30 protein-coding genes are annotated in these 15,851 nt (G+C 52.5%); 2 read left to right on the top strand and 28 right to left on the bottom strand.

All coding sequences use genetic code 11. From position 1 onward, the window contains the following. Window positions 1–208: 208 nt before the first annotated feature. Window positions 209–385: a hypothetical protein gene (locus NE584_RS00540; protein WP_256181295.1), complete on the top strand. Its 177-nt coding sequence runs from the start codon at window positions 209–211 to the stop codon at window positions 383–385. A gap of 137 nt (window positions 386–522) precedes the next feature. Further along, window positions 523–1,074, top strand: coding sequence for a hypothetical protein (locus NE584_RS00535; RefSeq protein ID WP_256181293.1), 552 nt, complete (start codon window positions 523–525; stop codon window positions 1,072–1,074). 656 nt (window positions 1,075–1,730) lie between these two features. Here the strand turns inward: NE584_RS00535 and NE584_RS00530 are convergent. The 28 genes from NE584_RS00530 to NE584_RS00395 all read right to left on the bottom strand — a co-directional run bounded on the left by NE584_RS00530 (window position 1,731) and on the right by NE584_RS00395 (window position 15,692). After that, window positions 1,731–2,105, bottom strand: a complete 375-nt coding sequence (locus tag NE584_RS00530) for a DUF262 domain-containing protein (RefSeq protein WP_256181292.1) — start codon at window positions 2,103–2,105, stop codon at window positions 1,731–1,733. A gap of 18 nt (window positions 2,106–2,123) precedes the next feature. Then, window positions 2,124–2,405, bottom strand: coding sequence for a hypothetical protein (locus NE584_RS00525; RefSeq protein ID WP_256181291.1), 282 nt, complete (start codon window positions 2,403–2,405; stop codon window positions 2,124–2,126). Window positions 2,406–2,417: 12 nt separating this feature from the next. Next, window positions 2,418–2,636 carry a hypothetical protein gene (locus NE584_RS00520; RefSeq protein ID WP_256181290.1) on the bottom strand — a complete coding sequence of 73 codons (219 nt, stop codon included), beginning with the start codon at window positions 2,634–2,636 and terminating at the stop codon, window positions 2,418–2,420. A gap of 48 nt (window positions 2,637–2,684) precedes the next feature. After that, complete coding sequence (locus tag NE584_RS00515) at window positions 2,685–2,822, bottom strand: hypothetical protein (RefSeq protein ID WP_256181289.1); 138 nt, start codon at window positions 2,820–2,822, stop codon at window positions 2,685–2,687. After that, window positions 2,819–3,046: a hypothetical protein gene (locus NE584_RS00510; protein ID WP_256181288.1), complete on the bottom strand. Its 228-nt coding sequence runs from the start codon at window positions 3,044–3,046 to the stop codon at window positions 2,819–2,821. Before NE584_RS00510 ends, NE584_RS00515 begins: the two co-directional genes overlap by 4 nt. Before the next feature lie 14 nt (window positions 3,047–3,060). Then, the gene (locus NE584_RS00505) at window positions 3,061–3,333 is read right to left on the bottom strand and encodes a hypothetical protein (RefSeq protein WP_256181287.1); all 273 of its coding nucleotides are present in this window, start codon (window positions 3,331–3,333) and stop codon (window positions 3,061–3,063) included. Continuing rightward, window positions 3,330–3,722, bottom strand: a complete 393-nt coding sequence (locus tag NE584_RS00500) for a hypothetical protein (RefSeq protein WP_256181286.1) — start codon at window positions 3,720–3,722, stop codon at window positions 3,330–3,332. The genes NE584_RS00505 and NE584_RS00500 overlap by 4 nt, the downstream gene beginning before the upstream one ends. A 218-nt stretch (window positions 3,723–3,940) precedes the next feature. Then, on the bottom strand, window positions 3,941–4,465 hold the full coding sequence (locus NE584_RS00495; protein WP_256181285.1) for a hypothetical protein: 525 nt from the start codon (window positions 4,463–4,465) through the stop codon (window positions 3,941–3,943). Between the two features lie 19 nt (window positions 4,466–4,484). Next, window positions 4,485–4,823, bottom strand: a complete 339-nt coding sequence (locus NE584_RS00490; protein WP_256181283.1) for a hypothetical protein — start codon at window positions 4,821–4,823, stop codon at window positions 4,485–4,487. 14 nt (window positions 4,824–4,837) lie between these two features. Continuing rightward, entirely contained in the window at window positions 4,838–5,254 is a 417-nt protein-coding gene (locus NE584_RS00485; RefSeq protein WP_256181282.1) for a deoxyuridine 5'-triphosphate nucleotidohydrolase, read from the bottom strand. Between the two features lie 4 nt (window positions 5,255–5,258). Then, a complete protein-coding gene (locus tag NE584_RS00480) occupies window positions 5,259–6,038 on the bottom strand; it encodes a DUF5131 family protein (protein WP_256181281.1) in 780 nt (259 codons plus the stop codon). A gap of 12 nt (window positions 6,039–6,050) precedes the next feature. Then, the gene (locus NE584_RS00475; RefSeq protein WP_256181280.1) at window positions 6,051–6,485 is read right to left on the bottom strand and encodes a single-stranded DNA-binding protein; all 435 of its coding nucleotides are present in this window, start codon (window positions 6,483–6,485) and stop codon (window positions 6,051–6,053) included. Further along, on the bottom strand, window positions 6,475–7,173 hold the full coding sequence (locus tag NE584_RS00470; protein ID WP_256181279.1) for a putative HNHc nuclease: 699 nt from the start codon (window positions 7,171–7,173) through the stop codon (window positions 6,475–6,477). The genes NE584_RS00475 and NE584_RS00470 overlap by 11 nt, the downstream gene beginning before the upstream one ends. A 26-nt stretch (window positions 7,174–7,199) precedes the next feature. Beyond that, on the bottom strand, window positions 7,200–7,358 hold the full coding sequence (locus NE584_RS00465) for a hypothetical protein (protein ID WP_256181278.1): 159 nt from the start codon (window positions 7,356–7,358) through the stop codon (window positions 7,200–7,202). An 11-nt stretch (window positions 7,359–7,369) separates the two neighbouring features. Then, a complete protein-coding gene (locus NE584_RS00460; protein ID WP_256181277.1) occupies window positions 7,370–7,549 on the bottom strand; it encodes a hypothetical protein in 180 nt (59 codons plus the stop codon). 1 nt (window position 7,550) lies between these two features. Then, window positions 7,551–8,462 carry a hypothetical protein gene (locus tag NE584_RS00455; protein WP_256181276.1) on the bottom strand — a complete coding sequence of 304 codons (912 nt, stop codon included), beginning with the start codon at window positions 8,460–8,462 and terminating at the stop codon, window positions 7,551–7,553. Window positions 8,463–8,477: 15 nt separating this feature from the next. Then, the gene (locus NE584_RS00450; RefSeq protein ID WP_256181275.1) at window positions 8,478–8,711 is read right to left on the bottom strand and encodes a hypothetical protein; all 234 of its coding nucleotides are present in this window, start codon (window positions 8,709–8,711) and stop codon (window positions 8,478–8,480) included. A gap of 52 nt (window positions 8,712–8,763) precedes the next feature. Further along, window positions 8,764–9,201, bottom strand: a complete 438-nt coding sequence (locus NE584_RS00445; protein ID WP_256181273.1) for a RusA family crossover junction endodeoxyribonuclease — start codon at window positions 9,199–9,201, stop codon at window positions 8,764–8,766. Beyond that, window positions 9,191–9,385, bottom strand: coding sequence for a hypothetical protein (locus tag NE584_RS00440; RefSeq protein WP_256181271.1), 195 nt, complete (start codon window positions 9,383–9,385; stop codon window positions 9,191–9,193). Before NE584_RS00440 ends, NE584_RS00445 begins: the two co-directional genes overlap by 11 nt. A gap of 6 nt (window positions 9,386–9,391) precedes the next feature. Next, window positions 9,392–10,285, bottom strand: coding sequence for an ATP-binding protein (locus NE584_RS00435; protein ID WP_256181269.1), 894 nt, complete (start codon window positions 10,283–10,285; stop codon window positions 9,392–9,394). Further along, window positions 10,285–11,082 (bottom strand): hypothetical protein, encoded by a 798-nt coding sequence (locus NE584_RS00430; RefSeq protein WP_256181268.1) that lies wholly within the window; start codon window positions 11,080–11,082, stop codon window positions 10,285–10,287. The genes NE584_RS00435 and NE584_RS00430 overlap by 1 nt, the downstream gene beginning before the upstream one ends. A gap of 46 nt (window positions 11,083–11,128) precedes the next feature. Continuing rightward, the gene (locus NE584_RS00425; RefSeq protein ID WP_256181266.1) at window positions 11,129–12,046 is read right to left on the bottom strand and encodes a hypothetical protein; all 918 of its coding nucleotides are present in this window, start codon (window positions 12,044–12,046) and stop codon (window positions 11,129–11,131) included. A 34-nt stretch (window positions 12,047–12,080) separates the two neighbouring features. Next, window positions 12,081–12,791, bottom strand: coding sequence for a hypothetical protein (locus NE584_RS00420; protein ID WP_256181264.1), 711 nt, complete (start codon window positions 12,789–12,791; stop codon window positions 12,081–12,083). Window positions 12,792–12,891: 100 nt separating this feature from the next. Beyond that, window positions 12,892–13,518 (bottom strand): PD-(D/E)XK nuclease family protein, encoded by a 627-nt coding sequence (locus NE584_RS00415; RefSeq protein ID WP_256181262.1) that lies wholly within the window; start codon window positions 13,516–13,518, stop codon window positions 12,892–12,894. Beyond that, window positions 13,502–13,909 (bottom strand): hypothetical protein, encoded by a 408-nt coding sequence (locus NE584_RS00410; protein ID WP_256181260.1) that lies wholly within the window; start codon window positions 13,907–13,909, stop codon window positions 13,502–13,504. The genes NE584_RS00415 and NE584_RS00410 overlap by 17 nt, the downstream gene beginning before the upstream one ends. A gap of 211 nt (window positions 13,910–14,120) precedes the next feature. Then, on the bottom strand, window positions 14,121–14,828 hold the full coding sequence (locus NE584_RS19785) for a transglycosylase SLT domain-containing protein (protein ID WP_256181258.1): 708 nt from the start codon (window positions 14,826–14,828) through the stop codon (window positions 14,121–14,123). Between the two features lie 34 nt (window positions 14,829–14,862). Next, window positions 14,863–15,375: an XRE family transcriptional regulator gene (locus NE584_RS00400; protein WP_256181256.1), complete on the bottom strand. Its 513-nt coding sequence runs from the start codon at window positions 15,373–15,375 to the stop codon at window positions 14,863–14,865. 89 nt (window positions 15,376–15,464) lie between these two features. Continuing rightward, a complete protein-coding gene (locus NE584_RS00395) occupies window positions 15,465–15,692 on the bottom strand; it encodes a helix-turn-helix transcriptional regulator (protein WP_256181254.1) in 228 nt (75 codons plus the stop codon). Window positions 15,693–15,851 lie beyond the last annotated feature (159 nt).

Here is a 15,851-nt window from a genome sequence, read left to right as displayed (position 1 = left end):
GCGCCACCAGTCGGTGACGCTTTCTGGATTTCCCGTCCCCTAACGGTCCATCCAAATTTTCTGTTATACAAGATAGCACAGGAAAATGGTGCCTTACAATGCCTTTTAGTGCCTTTTTATGCCTTTTTGTTCCATATCTAAAAACACTTGTTATACAGCAAAAATTGACTTATACTGAGGCTGAAAGAAAAGAGATGGAGGCGATAATATGGAGCGAAAATGGCATGTCGTTTTTCATGTATGGCTTTTCGTGCTGTTTCTCACTGTTATATCTGGACCGCTAAATTTTGTTGGGCAATTACACTTGGGCGGTACATATCATAGTGCAGTTTCCGAAGACGAAGTATTGAGTACAAAATACGAATATACTCCTCCATTTTTGTAACAATATTCTATTGACTTTTCTTAATTATTTTGGTAATCTTGTAATATATTGGAGAGAGGTTGTGATTCCCATGCACAATGATTGTTTTTTCCAATCGCCACACTCAAAGATAATTAGCACATGAAAGGAGATATATCATGAAGCGTTCCACTTTTGTGCGAAACACAGCTTTGTCACTATGTCTCGGCTTAATATTCAGTATCTCTTCCGTATCGGCATCCGCTATGGATGTACCCCCCTTGACCAATAATTCGTCTACTAATATCGTTGATTACGACATTGCAAATGAAGATTTATATTCTTATGCTTTAAGCCTTGGTTACTCAGTTGATGAAATAAATTTCATTTTGACTGAATCTAAGAAGATTGCTTCTAATAATGATGACTCTTGGGCCTTTCCTCCTAATCCAGAAGTCGGGGACACCCATACACGCACGTTTTTCGTTTCAGAATCTACCATAATATCTTTTGGCACAACAGCATCCAGTATTGCATTAGGATTGGTAAAAGAAGGTATTGGTCTGACTATAGCTTTACTTCTAGGTGAGACCTTAGCTAATCTTATTGCGGATAATACTGCCTTTGAGGGCGTTGAACTTACAACAGTTTATGTATATGGTCCAACCAACGACGGCGGTTTAGATGATTGGAACACTGGGCCAACAACTTGGGAGATTATTTACTCATGATTTCAAAACGCTCTCTTTTTCTTTCTTATTCTGCACTTTTTTCCCTCTGTATAACCTCTATATGTAGTATATTTCAATTGTCGCGATTCCTTTTCTTCGTTTCTTTTCTTTTTTCCATAGTTGCTTTTATTCTCCTCGGAATAACGGATTTTCCTTTTTTACAAGCAATATTGAGGGGAACTAAAAAATCAAAAAAATACTCAAACTGTAGATCGCTTTTTTGGATACATTGTGTTGGCTGGATATTATTTTCCCTTTTAATTATCAAATTTCTTTTCTGAGTGAGTCTGCTTTTTTGCTTGGCTGTTTTTTTCACGTTTGGTATATATAGCACATTATTTTCAAAGTTTTTCTGATATTCTGGTTTTAATATTCCTCTTTGAATTAAATTTCCTCTGAAAGTTTTTTCAAAGAGAGGTGGGAGAAACTTTATAGTCTTCTTGTTATCAAATTAAACTAACGAGGCGGCCAATCTGGTCGCCTCGTTTTATCGTAGTTGTTTTATACTTATTGTCCTTCCGATTTTTCTTGGGTTACAGCACAAATCAGCTTTATTTATACAGTCAAAGAATTTCTGTGAGCACCTGCCTCCCTTGGACCGCAGGTATCTCAGTTGCTCACACCGCCCGTCTTTGATCGTGACGCTGGACAGTTTTTCATTGATCCATCCCTGGGTGCGGAGTGGGACATCCACCCCATACCGCTTCATCATTCAGGAACCGGCGGATCGCCGTAATCCTCTGGAGCCCATCGACGCACACGAAATCGGTGTAACCGCTCTGGTGGCTTTTGCCCATCCAGTTCGGGTTATTCAGGTAGATCGTCCTGCCAGACCTGCCTCCCTGAAGGACGAACTCCACGAAGGCGATCTGTTGCTGCTCGGTCCACACATGACCACGCTGGAAGTCCGGGCAGAGCTGCAACCCGTCTTCTTTCACCATTCTGTCGATCCACTCGATCATGTACTCCAAGCCCACATCTACCCGGTATGACCCATCGCTGATGAACTGCGGAATATCTCGGAATCTCATCGCTCTATCTCATTCCTTTCAAATTCTTTTGTGGAGCGCATACACAATCACTCCCTTGAGGTAGGCTACCCTGTCAAACTCCTCCTCATCCATCGGCTGAAGGTAAAACCGCGCTTCTTTCAGGTGCCCATCCTCGTAAATCTTCATGCCGTAGACCACATGGTCGGTGCCGGTCTCATCCAACAGCTTCTTGGCCTCCTGCTCAAATTTCTGAAGATTCAGTTGAATATCCCGCCATCGTATCTGACCTCCCTCGATTTGGCCATTACTGTCCCATCTGCTCCATCGAATCCATTCCATACCAACACCCCCTTACCAGATGCGGGTCAATCCGCCTGCCATTGTCTTCTCGATGACGATATATCCGATTTCAGAGAGCTGCGGATCATCGAAGTTGAAGGTATATGCCAAGGGCATCCCGTCCTTCAGATCCTCCATGTCCTGCTCCCATTCCTCTTCGTGCTTGCTGACGTACAGGTAGTCGTCCATTTTCCCATGTGTCGTGTAACTGCGGATCACCAGGTAGACCAAGGCGTCATGGTCCTCCTCGAACTGCTCGATGTGGTCGAGATCCCAGTCCTACGCCCAATATAGCTCCCCGAACGGAGGCTCACTGATGTTGACCTTTCCGTCTCGGTCGAACTGTTTGATGGCCTCCGGGAAGATGCCGATCAGTTTCATTCGGGCTAGGGCCTCAGCCTTTTGCAACTCTCTCACTTCACGACCTCCTTCTCCGTGATCCCCACCAAGAAGCACCCAGCATTGGTGATGGACGCCACCTGATCCTGAGCATTGTCGAAACCTTCAACCTCCACTTCCTGAAATCCGTAGCTTGAGCGGTAGGCTATAACAAACACACGTTTCCCTGTCCGGCCACATTCCGGGCAGAGGAAGCCGAGTTTCTTTTCGGCCCCGCAGTAGGGGCAGGTTGTGTCGTTCATGTTCTTTTCTCCTTTCATCCAAATGTAATACAAAATGGAACTTCCTGATGGTCCAGATACACAGCAAGAGCCTTGTAGGCTTCGTCGATGTTGGGAAAATCGGCCTTCTTTTCGATGCTCTCCACAATGGCCCAGGGCTGGCCTTTTTTGTCGTACCAGAGGCTCCCACAGTAGAGTTCCTGTTCCTTTCTGCGGTCAAGTTCGATGACAGGGACTCTTCGTTTGACAAGGTCTTCGTCGTAGTACCGACCGGCTGGAGCCGAGTTCATCCTGTAAAGGAATTTCATTTCGCATCCTCCTTGAAGCTGAACCGGAGAGCCGCAATCGTCTCAGGAAGATCGCTGCTGCCCCACCGCTCAACGTCGGCGATGTAATCCGCATTGTCGATGAAGCCGATCCCGCGTAGCTTCAGGCCAAAGGCGTCCATCACCGCCCACAGATCGAGTTGATTGCTGGACTGGCTGGTGATATACAGCTCATTGATGCCAGCCAGGGAAAGCTCCTGGGCGATGGCCGCCGCATCCTTGTCGGTGTGGATGGGATGGTCCAGACAGATCCGGCCGAACTTCTGATAGGCCGGCTGCTTGTACGCCCAAGCCAGTTCCCGCTGATTTCTTCCGACCTCCTCCCCGTTCTGAATACGGTCACAAATCTTCTCCAGATACTCGTTTTTCATATTCATCTACTCCTATCAGTGCCTTTTGGTGTTGATTTATTGTAACTTTACTTTACAACACCGGCCGCCTAAGTCAATATGTTTTCGATTATTTTTCAAAACTGTTTTCTAATATCAACGGAAACAAGTACAGGGCGAAGCAGTCCAATCAGACCGCTCCGCCCTGTTCAAATTGGCTCCTAAAACCGCTGGAAGGTTTCTGGATGATGGAATATAGGCTACATAACCGCAGGAACCTCTGTATCCGGCTCACCGTCCTCCATGATCTTCGCCATATTCAGAAGGGCGGAGCCATGGATTTTATGAACCCGCCGGATGTAGGTCCCCTCCCTGTCAAGGTAGTCCTCCACATTTCCGAAGATGACCTCGGCGACCGTAGACCAGCTCTCCCTGTCGTGATACCGTATGCGGATTACCGCCCGCTCATCCGAGTGCTTGAGTTTGGACAAGATAGCTTCAATCTTGCCCCACTCCTCTTTCTGGTCCCGCTCATCACTGCGAATATCCGCCTCCAGTTCTTCCTTTTCTGCAACGAGCTTTCCAATTCGGTCACCATCCGTCCCCTGGGATCTGGGCATATCAGTGATGGTCTGGGCCCTGACGCTGCTCATCTTAGTGACCAGACGCACCAGACGCTCGATCTGGTTGTCTATATCCCGCTCTTTCTCGCGGTATTCATTCAGACGCTCCTTCACCGCGGCGACATCATATCGTTTCTCCTCCATGGTCAGAAGCCCAATCACCTCGCTCTCCCCTGGCTGATTAGTAGACCTGCCTCTTGAGCCAGGGATACCGGTCTGCAAAGGGCACCAGTTTTTCTTTGAAAATCCTTCCAAGCCTGGAATCGAGCTTTTCCTGGAAGTAGTCGGCTTCCGGGATATTCTCCAGTGCTCCGTGGAAGGTATCGAAGTTCCTGCCGGCGGCCTCTACCACACACTTTATCCTATCCTCGCCCAGAACATCCTTTCCCATGACATCCGGGTCGTTCAAGGCGATCTGGAACATATCAGACATGAACTGGATGTAGGTCTCCTTCTCTGCCTGCCGGCAGACTCCGATCTCTACCTTCTTACGCTTGATATACCCGCTTTGCTTTGCCATGGCCCACCTCGCAGTCAGCTTTTCCCGGTGCTGCCCCATCCGCCTCGGTCTGGATTGCCGAGGTCATCGACCTGCTCAAACTCAATCGGCTCCGCCTGTTTGACCAACTGGAACTGGCAGATACGGGTGCCTTTCGGAATCTTGGTGCGTCGGATGGCAACGGCCGGGAATCCCCAGACATCGTTGTTTCCGCAGTAGCTATGCTCAATGATACCAATGCTGTTAGCCATGATGATGCCGTGGTTCTTGCAGGTGGAGGACCGGGGCACCACCTGGGCGTAGTAGCCTTCCGGCAGTTCCATGGCTACGCCGAGGGATATAATCTTGAAATCAAGCGGTCCCATCTCCACATCTTCTGCGGTGTAGAGGTCCACCCACTCCCCATGACTGACCGGCAGTTCATTCCCGTGTGTGTTGATTCTGATCTTCATGCGCTTAGTCCTCCCATGGAAATTCTGTCAACAGCTCTTTACCCCATACGGGCTTCATGCTGTCCTTCATAAATACCGGCTTGCCCTTGTCCTGGAATGCCTTCACAGCGCCTTCGATCCAGCTCCGCTCCGGTACGACCTTATCCATTCGGTTTCCGGTCTCGGCGCCAAAGATCGCCCAATCCGTGGTATCTGCGATACCGCCGGCTCCCGGGCCATCAAACGGCTCCAGGATTGGCTCAATGCTGACGAAGGTTTTATATCCACCTCCATAGAAGGCGGGAACCTCCGGCCCCGTTACTGTGCTTCCGTACCAGAAGTCATCCCGCCTCGGGAGGATACCTGCCTCGGCAAGTTCGGCATACCGGATGGGATTCTTCGTCAAGAACAGATAACGATGGCCCGGAGCGTCAAGGCAGGACCGGAACACTCTTTCAATCCAGGAATCCGGCACCCATGGGCCGAAGAGGTCCGCCATCGAGCATACGAATACGTTCTTCCCAAAGCCCTTGCTCTTCGGGTCATCAAGTCGGTATTCATGGAGTGTCGGAGTAAACCCGAAGGGGTAAGCAGCGGCTCTCTTTTTCCCGTCCTTGCTGGTGGCCTGGAGCCGGTGAGACAGTTCTATAATCCTGGCAAGCGAAGGGCGAATTCCACTTGGGCAGTTATCGCAGCCCTTCAGGCGGTTGGCAATCCTGCGGGCGTAGCAGTACGGGCAGTTGTTGTAGCACCCCGTTACCGGATTGTAGGTGCTGTCGGTCCATTCAATTTTGCTCTTCTCCATACCTATCTCCTATCAAAACGGACATTCTCCGTCTCCTTCGTCGATTTCGCTCCAGTCATTTCCTGCTCCACATCCGTCAGCATAGGACGGCGGATCGTTGTATGCGGACCCCTCCCCATCGTTATCGCGCTTGCTGTCTCCGAAGTAGATGTTGTCCGCAACGATCTCCGCAACTCGCCGCTTTTGGCCGTCCTTATTGGTGTAATCCCGGATCTGAAGCCGGCCCTCCACTACGGCCATTCGCCCCTTTGTGAAATGCTTGCTCACGAACTCGGCCGTCTGCCTCCAGGCAACAACGTCGATGAAGTCGGTCTCCCGCTCGCCGTCCTTGCCTTTGAAGTCCCGGTCAACGGCAATGCTGAATGTAGCGACGGCCGTGCCGGATGGCGTTCTCCGCAGTTCTGGGTCTTTGGTGAGCCGCCCCATGCCCTCCCATTTATTGAGCATTGTCTTCCTCCTTTGCCTTCAGTCCATACAGCTTGCACATTTTCCGGTCAAGGATGATGCCGCCGCTGATATGGTACTTGTCGTTGAAGGTAAGCTGCCCGATCTGGTGAACCTCCGTGTGGTGCTCACGGCAGAGGGGCAGCACCTCCATTCCTTCGTGAATGATCTCCTCTCTATCCCGACCAGCGCCAACATGATCCAGATGGTGCAGGTCGGTGTGCTTTCCGCAGATACAGCACTTCTTCGCTACCAGGCAGGCATACAGGTAGTCCTGGACATCGTCCACGAATTCGAGCAAGGGGATGCTGCATGGAATATCCCAATCCAGCATGAAATGGACCAGAAACCGCTGGAAGGCGCACACCAGGCTCATCGGAGCGTTGGATAGGGAGAACATCTGGTCTGCCGTTTCCTGCAAATCTTCAGTCAGGAACTTGATCTTCAGGTACTCCTTCGTGGGGTCAAGCCCCATTCCGGTGAACTTGGAGATGTCCTTCAAAAGCGCATAGCAGGTCCGGCGCTGCTTATCAGACAGGGGGCGCCCATCGATGAGCTGGATGTTGCAATCCCGGTACTCCCGCTTTGTCAGCATCATCCAGTCTGGATATCGGGCCTTGATGGTGACCTCGCTGGTTCTGGGGTCGTAATCAACGATCCGCCCCTTGATGATGTCGATTGGCGATTTCATATACAGTTCTCCCCTTGCTCTGTTACTTACAGAAGGGCCTCAACAGCGATGGACGCCAAAAAGAGAACCCCAGATACCAGAAACGTGCTGACGTATTCCTTGCGGCCACCCGCGCCGTCTGCGACCACCCCAAGGCCGGTGACCGCAAGGACGATGAGCACGGTTACTCTAAACGCAGTCATCATAGCCCCTACCCTCAATACTTCAGGATGGGCTGCCGGCTTCCCTTGTTCTGGCGCTTCTTCCCATAGAAGCCGGGGTAGGCCCCCTTCCCCAGAACCTCACGCCAATGACCATAAGCCATCCGCCTGTTCACCTTGGAGTATCCCATCCGCTCCATTTTGGCCTTCGCCATGCTCCGCAGTAGCTTTCTCATATCACTCAGCCTCCTTGTCGCTCTCGGGAGCCTCGTAATCGTAGTTCCCAGTGCCTTCTTCATTAACTGACGCAGCGATCTCCTCATCGGTCATCTCCACCACGCCCGGGGCGGTCAGCTCAAACAGAACCTCATTGCAGTCCTCGCACTCCACAGAGACATTGACGATTGCGCCGTTCTCGTCACCATAACCGACACAGGATACCTTGTGACCGACATGGGGAGCCAGTTTCTCGGCCGGGCAGTAGAACTGGGAGGTCTCACTGGTGGCAGAGGACAGCACGATCTTGTTCTCGGCGGTACGGACAGTATAGTTGCCCATCGCTTCGGTCACCCGCATATCCATGCCGGCGAACTGCTTCAGCCAGCCGAACGGCGTGGAGGTATCGTCGGGGGTGTTCACGGATTCGTTGGCGGAGTCAGGCTCGGTGTTTTCCGCCTCGTCTGTATCGGAGGTATCCCCCGCCTCTTCATCGTTCTGAGAGGCTTCAGGAAGCCCACGCTGGCCTTCGGGGAGTGCGGTGTAATCGGCGTCGATCACGTCACCAGCGGTCTGAGCACTGTCGAAGATGCTCACCTGTCCGTTATCAATGCGGCGCATCACATACTTCCCCTCTGCGGCATCCCACACCAGTTCATAATCGCCAGTGAGAGCGCCGGATTTCTTGTCCTTCACCTGCATCACAGAGCTGATGTCGTGCTTGAAGGACGGCTTTGTGATCTCCTGAAGGCCGCTCGGGCTGTTCACGCTGCTCTTTTCCAGGGAAATGCCCAGCTTCAGGGTCACAGTGGCTTCCTCGGCCCCCTTCATCTCCATGTTCCCGATGGTCCGGGCCAGGATGCTGTCGAAATCCTCTTTCAGCGCAGAGAAGGTCTCGCTCTTCAGGCTTAAACTCAGGTCATTTGCAAACATTTTCTGTTCCTCCTATCAAATCGTCTGATTTCTGATATAACGGTTCCGGCAGTCCTCGGAGCAAAAATCCTTCCACTGGCCGTTTACCTGCGTTGTGATCCAGCCCTTCTTTTCCCGGAGTTCCTTCCGGTGGGCTTTGGAGTCAATATCTTCGCTGTCGAAGCGAAAGCTCTCGGTTTTGTGGCAGCAGTCGCAGCTATAAACCGCTCTGCCCTCCCACCATCCATCAAATTCAAGTTCTCGGCTCATAATCTACCGGTCCTCTTTTCCAGTATATATCTTTTTAATACCAAATGGTAATTCACAGGCAAACAACATCGGGAGCCTCCTGGATTGTGACAACCACCCTGGGGTTTTCGCTGTAAAATTTCCGTAGCTGGCAATCAACGACCTGCACATCATCGTGGTAGGCCACCAAGTTCAGGGCGTCCTGGACCACCTTTACGATATTGTCATTGTCGGGCTTCTTCATCGGCCGGATCTTGAACTGCTCCATGAGAGCCCGCTTCTTCTTGCTGGTGCTCTTAGGTATGGAGTAGTAGGCCGTAATTCTAAGGTCAAGCGGCACCCCGTCCTCGAACTTGAAGTCATTGCACTGCCGCCGGTACTCCAGCTTAACGAGGTTTTCGTAGCTTACCGTCTTCTCTGGGGTATAGGTCTTTACATAAGGGCCGACGCTTCTGAATCGGGGGCGCCCTTTCCCGGCTGGCTCCCCGAGAACGGTGAATTTAACCTTCATCGCCGACCGCCTCCTCGTCCATGCTGTTCATCTGGTAGAACAGGAAGTATTCGTAGCTCTTCCCATTCTTTTTCCGACGGACCGGTCTCACGGTATAGCCGTTTTTATACAGAATGGAGGCCACAGCCACCCGGTCTGCCTCATTTCCGATTTTCAGGTATCCTCTTTCACCGACTTCCCCCATTGGGTATCAATCCTCCTCCAGCAGCTTCTCCATATCCTTGAATCTGCGACTCGCTTCGACCTTTCTCCAGCTCGGCCCGGTGAACTGCATCGGATAGCAGTTTTCAAAGATACGGTCGTAGATCCTGCTATACCGAACATCAACCTCCCGCTTCATCTCATCGAGGCTGAGGTTGGTTGTCAGGAGCATGGGCAGCCCCTTGCGATACCGGCTGTCGATGATGTTGTAGACCTTCTCCAGAGCATAATCTGTACCCCGCTCGGCCCCCAGGTCATCGAAGATAACGAGTCTGGCATATCCGAGTCTGGATAGGATCGCCGGTTCCTCCTCTCTGCTGGCCTGGATGACTTCCAGTAGCTTCACGAATGAGGTCATAATGACCGGGGCCTTTCGGTCAAGCAGGTAGTTTGCAATACAAGCCGCCGCATAGCTCTTCCCGGTCCCTACGTCGCCCCAGAATAAAAGCCCCTGATTTTTCTCCAGCATGAGGTCGAACTTCTCGGCATACCGCCGGCAGAGCTTCAGGTTCCTCTCGTTGTACTTGGTGGGCTTGAAGTGCTCAAAGGTGGCGTAGGAGAACTTTTCATCCATGAGGCTTGCCTTTTTCAGTTTTCGGGTTCGCTCCATGTCCTCGGCCGCCTGCTCCTCTCTCTTCTGCTGCTCCTCAATCTCCCGTTCGCAACGGCACATCGTAGCGACCTTGAGCTGGCTGGTGTGCTCCGGGTTCTCTGGTGTCGGATCGGCAAAATCCATGATCCGCTGCTTTGCTTCCCCACACTTCCCGCACATCAGCAGGCCATCCGGCCCTACATAATCCCCGGGGTTCCTGACCTGCTTGCTCAAGCCACGGGCTGCGATGTTCTTCATAAATTCATAAGTGTTGAGCATACCTTCTGCCATCAGGTATCTTCACCCCATTCTTCAAACGGATTTGTCTTCGCTGCTCCCGGGTCTTCCTGTGGCTTCTCCCTTTTGGGGAGGTAGTCCAGAAACGGGAGGCTGTCACTCAGGAAAGTCTTTGGGTGCTTGATGTACTCCTTCTCCGTCTTCCTTCGCCGGCAGTCTATCGCATAGTTCTTAGCTGCCTCAAGTAACTCGGCATCGGAGTACCCGTCCTTCCGGCGGGTTTGGTACTTCTTGTATGCCTCGCCCTTCCCGATCTTCCGAGGGTATGCCTGCCAGAACTCCTCGAACGCCGGTGCATATCTCGGTTCCTCCGGCTGTACTGGTGCCTCCGATCCCCCATCGCTGCCCCACAGAGCCTCCTGGTCGAGACCGTCATTCTTTTTGCCAGCGGCACCGGCCCGCGCCTTCCCAGACCGTTTGCCCTGCCGGTACTCAGCCTTTCGCTTCGCATCCTTTTCCCGGCGTTCAATGGCTTTGTACCATTGTTCCTGCCATTGGTCCCAATCGTGGATATACAGGACGCCCAGCTCCGGCTCATCCATCCATCTGGTCTTGACGAGCGTGTCAACTATGTCAACTTTCAAGCCGCTGACCAGCTTAACGCTGAACGCCTCCAAAACATCCTCCCGGTCGGCGCTCATCAGCTTGCCGTCCTTGTCGGCGTTGTTGAGACCCCATATCCAAAGCGACACCAGGATTCCCAGGGCCTCCTCTTGTGTGCAGCCGATTTCTTTTGCCAGTTCCCGGAGCTTACCCCCTATCACGTTGTCGTGTACGCTGACCCATGCCATTTCATCACCTGCCTTCGTGGCGGTCTGGCCGCCAGTTCACGATCCATTACTCGACAGGCTCTTTCTGGCTACCACCATCTTCCGGTACAGGCTCAGAGCTGGGCCGCTCCGCCCGCTTCTCCTCGGCCAAACGCATGATTTCGCTAACCACCTGATTGTAGATAGACACCGGCATCCCATTCGTGGATTCATACCCATGCTTTGCGACCAGCTCTTTCAGGATCTTGTTCGCATCGGTCCCCAAGTGTTCCTTTGCCATACGGAACAGGGATTGCCGCTGCTCCTGGGAAATCTGAGGATCAGGTTCAGATTCAGAACTGATAACTTCCCCGGTTTCAGGATTGACGATGAAGTCCTCGACAATCGGGCCATTGTAGCTGTCCCCCATGTCGATGACCTCCTCCTGTGAGTAGATGCCCATAATCATGTCGGGGCAATTCATGCGTCCGAAGAACGAAGCCGCCCGATACTGAATCATAACCTCCGGCATGGTCTTCCACTTGCTCCCGGATTTTGTGGACCATCCCTCATCCTGGGCCATTTTCATGGTGATCTTCGGGCCTTCTACCCGGTGCCCGGAGTAATCCTCCGCCCAAGCCTTACAGCTCAGGCCCCCATCAGCAGGATCGTGACCGAACTCAAACTGAAGCTCCGTCTTATACCGTTTGCTGCTGTTAATCATGGCGATGATCCACTGGCTGGACCACGCAGGATTCCCGTTCACGATATAAAGATTCTGCATGACCATCATCGGACTGGTGTTGATGCGGGAAGCCATCTCAATGGCAATCATACAGTTCCCCACATTCCCCTGATACGCCTTCGGGACCACCGTAGACTGCGCCAGGGCGGTCGCCATGCGCGTCGCCAAGTTGAAGCTCTCGGCGTTTGCAAAGACACTGAGCTGCCCACCTCCACTGGCCTTCTGCTTCGGAGCAATGGCCCCAAGATTCGAGTTTACCATTTCGTTCGACATATTGACCTCCTACTCTGCCCGGTTACGCCCGGACACTGATGCTGACCGAATCCCGGTACTGGACACCCGGAATCTGGACCGTTCCCTTGGACTCCTTGATGAGCCGCATAACTGCTTTGACATCGACCGGCCGGATCTCCACTCCTTCAAAGGAAACGGGGACCTTCGAGCTGTCGATGCTGACGATCTCCCAGGTCTTGCTCTGGCTCACTCCAGCCGCCTTCGGGGTCTGCGCCTGGATACTGCCGCTGATGGACACCCCTTCCATCACCTCTGCCTCCACCATAGCGAACTCGGCGCCGGCGGTGTCTCCGGCAGCCTCTGCCCGGGCAGCCTCCTCCAGCTTTCGGTTCATTTCCTGCTCGGCCAGCTTCCGCATGGCCTCCTCCTGTGCCCGGCGCTTCCGCTCCTTCTCCATGGAGTAGTCCCCCATCTTGCCTTTCAGGATCTTCTCCGCAGCCTCCAGAGGGTCAAGCATCTCCTTCTTGTGGGCCAGGACCTCATCATAGGCCGCCTTGGCGTTCACGCGCATCGGCTCCCAATAGTCCTTCACCTTCTTCTGCATCTTCTTGACTGCCTTCGTGAGATCGCCGGCCGCAGCGTATTCGGCGTCATTGGTGACAGCCACACTGCTGGCCTGCTTTTCAATCAGGCTGGCCTCCTGGGTCAAGGTGTCCTCCGGTGAATCGAGGACGAGGGCGTTGCTGCCTACGATTGCGAGGTTTTCGTTCATTTGCTACACATCCTTCCTTAATAATCTGTAACTTTACGATACAACACCTACCGCCTAAGTCAATGGAATTTCGTATTTTAGTAACATTTTTTCGCAATCTTCATTTAGAGGATTCGATATAGTCGTAGACCGTCTTCAGCGCCCCAAAGACCCGCCACCGGTTCACATCGTTCGCCGGGTAGTCTCGAATCGAATAGATTCCGTCTTTCTTGAGGTGCAGAATTCTCTTCCTCTGGACCCTGATTCCCATGTCGGCCAGGGCCTGGGCGTATGCTTCAAGCTGTACCCCGCAGGTCATATCGCTGATGACGTAGGTGCTCTTGTAGTCTACCAGCGTCAGTTCGTCGCCGATGTAGGCGACCAAGTCGGCAGTCCCGCCATATCGCATCAACCGGTGGCAGATCCTGACCTCGGAGCCGACCACCTCCGGCCTGAATTCATCCCACCAGGCCCGGAAGGCGTTGAAGTAGCCGATGTGCTCCGGCGGTATATCCTCAATCTCGAACTTGATCCAGTTCTCAATGCTGTTGTGGACCGCCGTTCCCTTGTCTGCCGCCCTATCCATCGTTCTCTCGCTGATACCAGCGTATTTTGCCTTGCTCAGAGGCCCCAGGATCGCAGACACGCTCGGTATCACCAAGCCGTCGAGCCTGTATGTATGCGTGGCGTCATCGAACTCCAGGCCCTCCACAACCGGGATCTCCAGCACCTTATCCGTCGTATCCATCGTAGATGTCCTCCTTGATCGCCATTTTCCAATCGTGGCCCGCCATGGTCACCAGTTCGCAGTACGGGAACTCATCAATGCACTCTTCGCAGTAGATACTCCCGTCCAAGGTCCCGAACTCCTCCCCCGGTTCAATCACTCTTCCGCAGGCTCCGCATTTTATGATGTGGTCGGGCAGAACGGTATCCCATTCCCCGCCAAGCAGCGGGACCAGCTCGCAGTATGGCATATCTTCGATGCACTCAGCACAGTAGTCCAGGCCATCAATCCTGGCGTATTCGTACCCCGGTGTAACAGATTCCCCGCAGCGGGCGCAGGTGGTTACAGCCGGAGGGTCAGGCGCATTTGGGCACACACTCAAACAGTGGGTGTGTCTGCAAACCTGGCACATTCGTTCAACCTCCCTTGCGCATTGATAACGGATCTGGTCACGAAGTCCCGAAGTTCATTCTCGAACAGAATCGGAACGTAGCCCTGCCCCTTTCCGTTCTGCCTTGCCTTTTGCTCCGTGTATTGAAGAATCTCGCAAACGTCTTTGTGGCGGAAGGTCCACCCCATTTTCGCTTCCACTCCGACCACAATGCGCCGGATTTCATCGGAACTCATTGTGAGACCACCTCCGCCCACTTTGCCTCCAGTTCCATGACGTGGCGGCTGTAACCGCTACTGGTGAGGCCCTGGCTGAAGTAGTGGTTGTAGGCGCCCGTCTCCCCGCAGTTGTAGCAGACAAGGGCCTTGTGCCAATCACCGTATTTGCCATACAGATCTCCGAGCATATAGATGCCGGAGTGCAGATTCTGGAGTGGGTCTTCCAGGTTGGTTACCCCGATTTCCTGGAACAGCCAGGATTTATTGATGCTGTTGATCTGCATATAACCGTAGCAACTTCCGTTCTCTGCGTCTGGCCGGAAGGAGCTTTCGGCCTCTATCACAGCCAGAGCCACGGAATAAGGCACCCCGTACTCCTCACACCAGCCCAAAACCTGGGCTTGTGTGTCGTGATTCAGCGGGACCGCATCGGACTGATATGACGGAGCTTCTTCCTCCGTTTCCATCAGGGCCTCCGTAGCGACCACATCTTTTTTGACCGTCATCTTCATCTCGGCTTCCTCGCTGAACCATAGCGGGAGCACTTCCACGGTCTGCTCCTTTTCACTTCCGGGGGCAACCGCTCCAAAGGAAGGGGCATCGTCAGCCTCGTCTGCCGCCCAGCTCGCAGTCAGGAGTACAACGACTAAAATTCCAAGTACGGCGGTAATCCGAATCCGGTGCCGTCTGGCTCTCAGTTTTCGTCTCTCCACTCTTGTCACAACGCTATCTCCTTTCGGTGTGTTCTCCGCGGGATCAATCATCATCTCCGACATCTCCGCCGTTCAGTGCAATCTTCCCGATAGTCTTCAGCTCACTGATAGTCTTTGCCAAATCATCCAGATAGTCCAGAATCTCCCGCAACTCCGGCTTTTCATCTTCTGTGATCCTGCCGTCCTCCGCAATATCGAGCAGAGAATCTTTTATCTCCTCCAGTTCATCGACCTTCAGGCTCTTCAATAGCTTGACGGTTACCCGGTCAATCCCCAGCAGTTTATCAGATAGAGACTGCCGGCAGCCAATCGGGCACTCATGCAGACAGTAGTAGTTCAGGAGCTGAGGAGCGTTGTACCGGTCCGCCATCAGAACCGCCTTATCCACGGGCATACACTTCGTCAGGCCCAACTCCGCATCTGCCAGAGCGGATACCGACATTCCGAGACTTTCGGCTGCCCCTTCCCGGCTACTTAGCCTGTCGTCATATTCAGCGGCCCGTTTCCTGGCTTCATACCATGGATTACCGACCGCTTTCCTGGCTTCACGCCCCATTTTTTTCACCTCCGAATTGTCCTATAATTACCTTAGAAGCAAAAAATGTTACCAATCGGAAATATTTAGGCATAAAAATACCGCCCCACTTAATTTGCGGAACCAATCGGCAACTCTCCATCAAACAGAAAGTCATTCATCTGCGCCGGCGTAAGCTCCAGCAGCTTTGTGACCTTGACTTTCTCCTTGTCGGTAAACCGAATGACACCACTCTCCTTTTTTCGGTAGGTGGCAACCGATATACCAAGGTTATCAGCCATATACTGTTGCTTATATCCCAGCCTAGCCCGGGCTCCTTTGATTTCAAGCGGTTTCATTTAGTTCACCTCCCCGTCCTTTTTATTTTGGGGTTTATTACCATAGTATTATCTTATATTACCATGTGGAAATTGTCAATATGTTTTAGGTCAATGTTAATATTTTTTGTTGCAGTACCACCCAAAAAGATATAAAATGTAATCCACAATCGGTAACAA

The organism is Clostridium sp. DFI.5.61 (assembly GCF_024462915.1).
Classification (GTDB): domain Bacteria; phylum Bacillota; class Clostridia; order Oscillospirales; family Oscillospiraceae; genus Lawsonibacter; species Lawsonibacter asaccharolyticus.
Note: the sequence above shows the minus strand (reverse complement) of the source record. Positions and strands in the feature narration are given on the sequence as shown.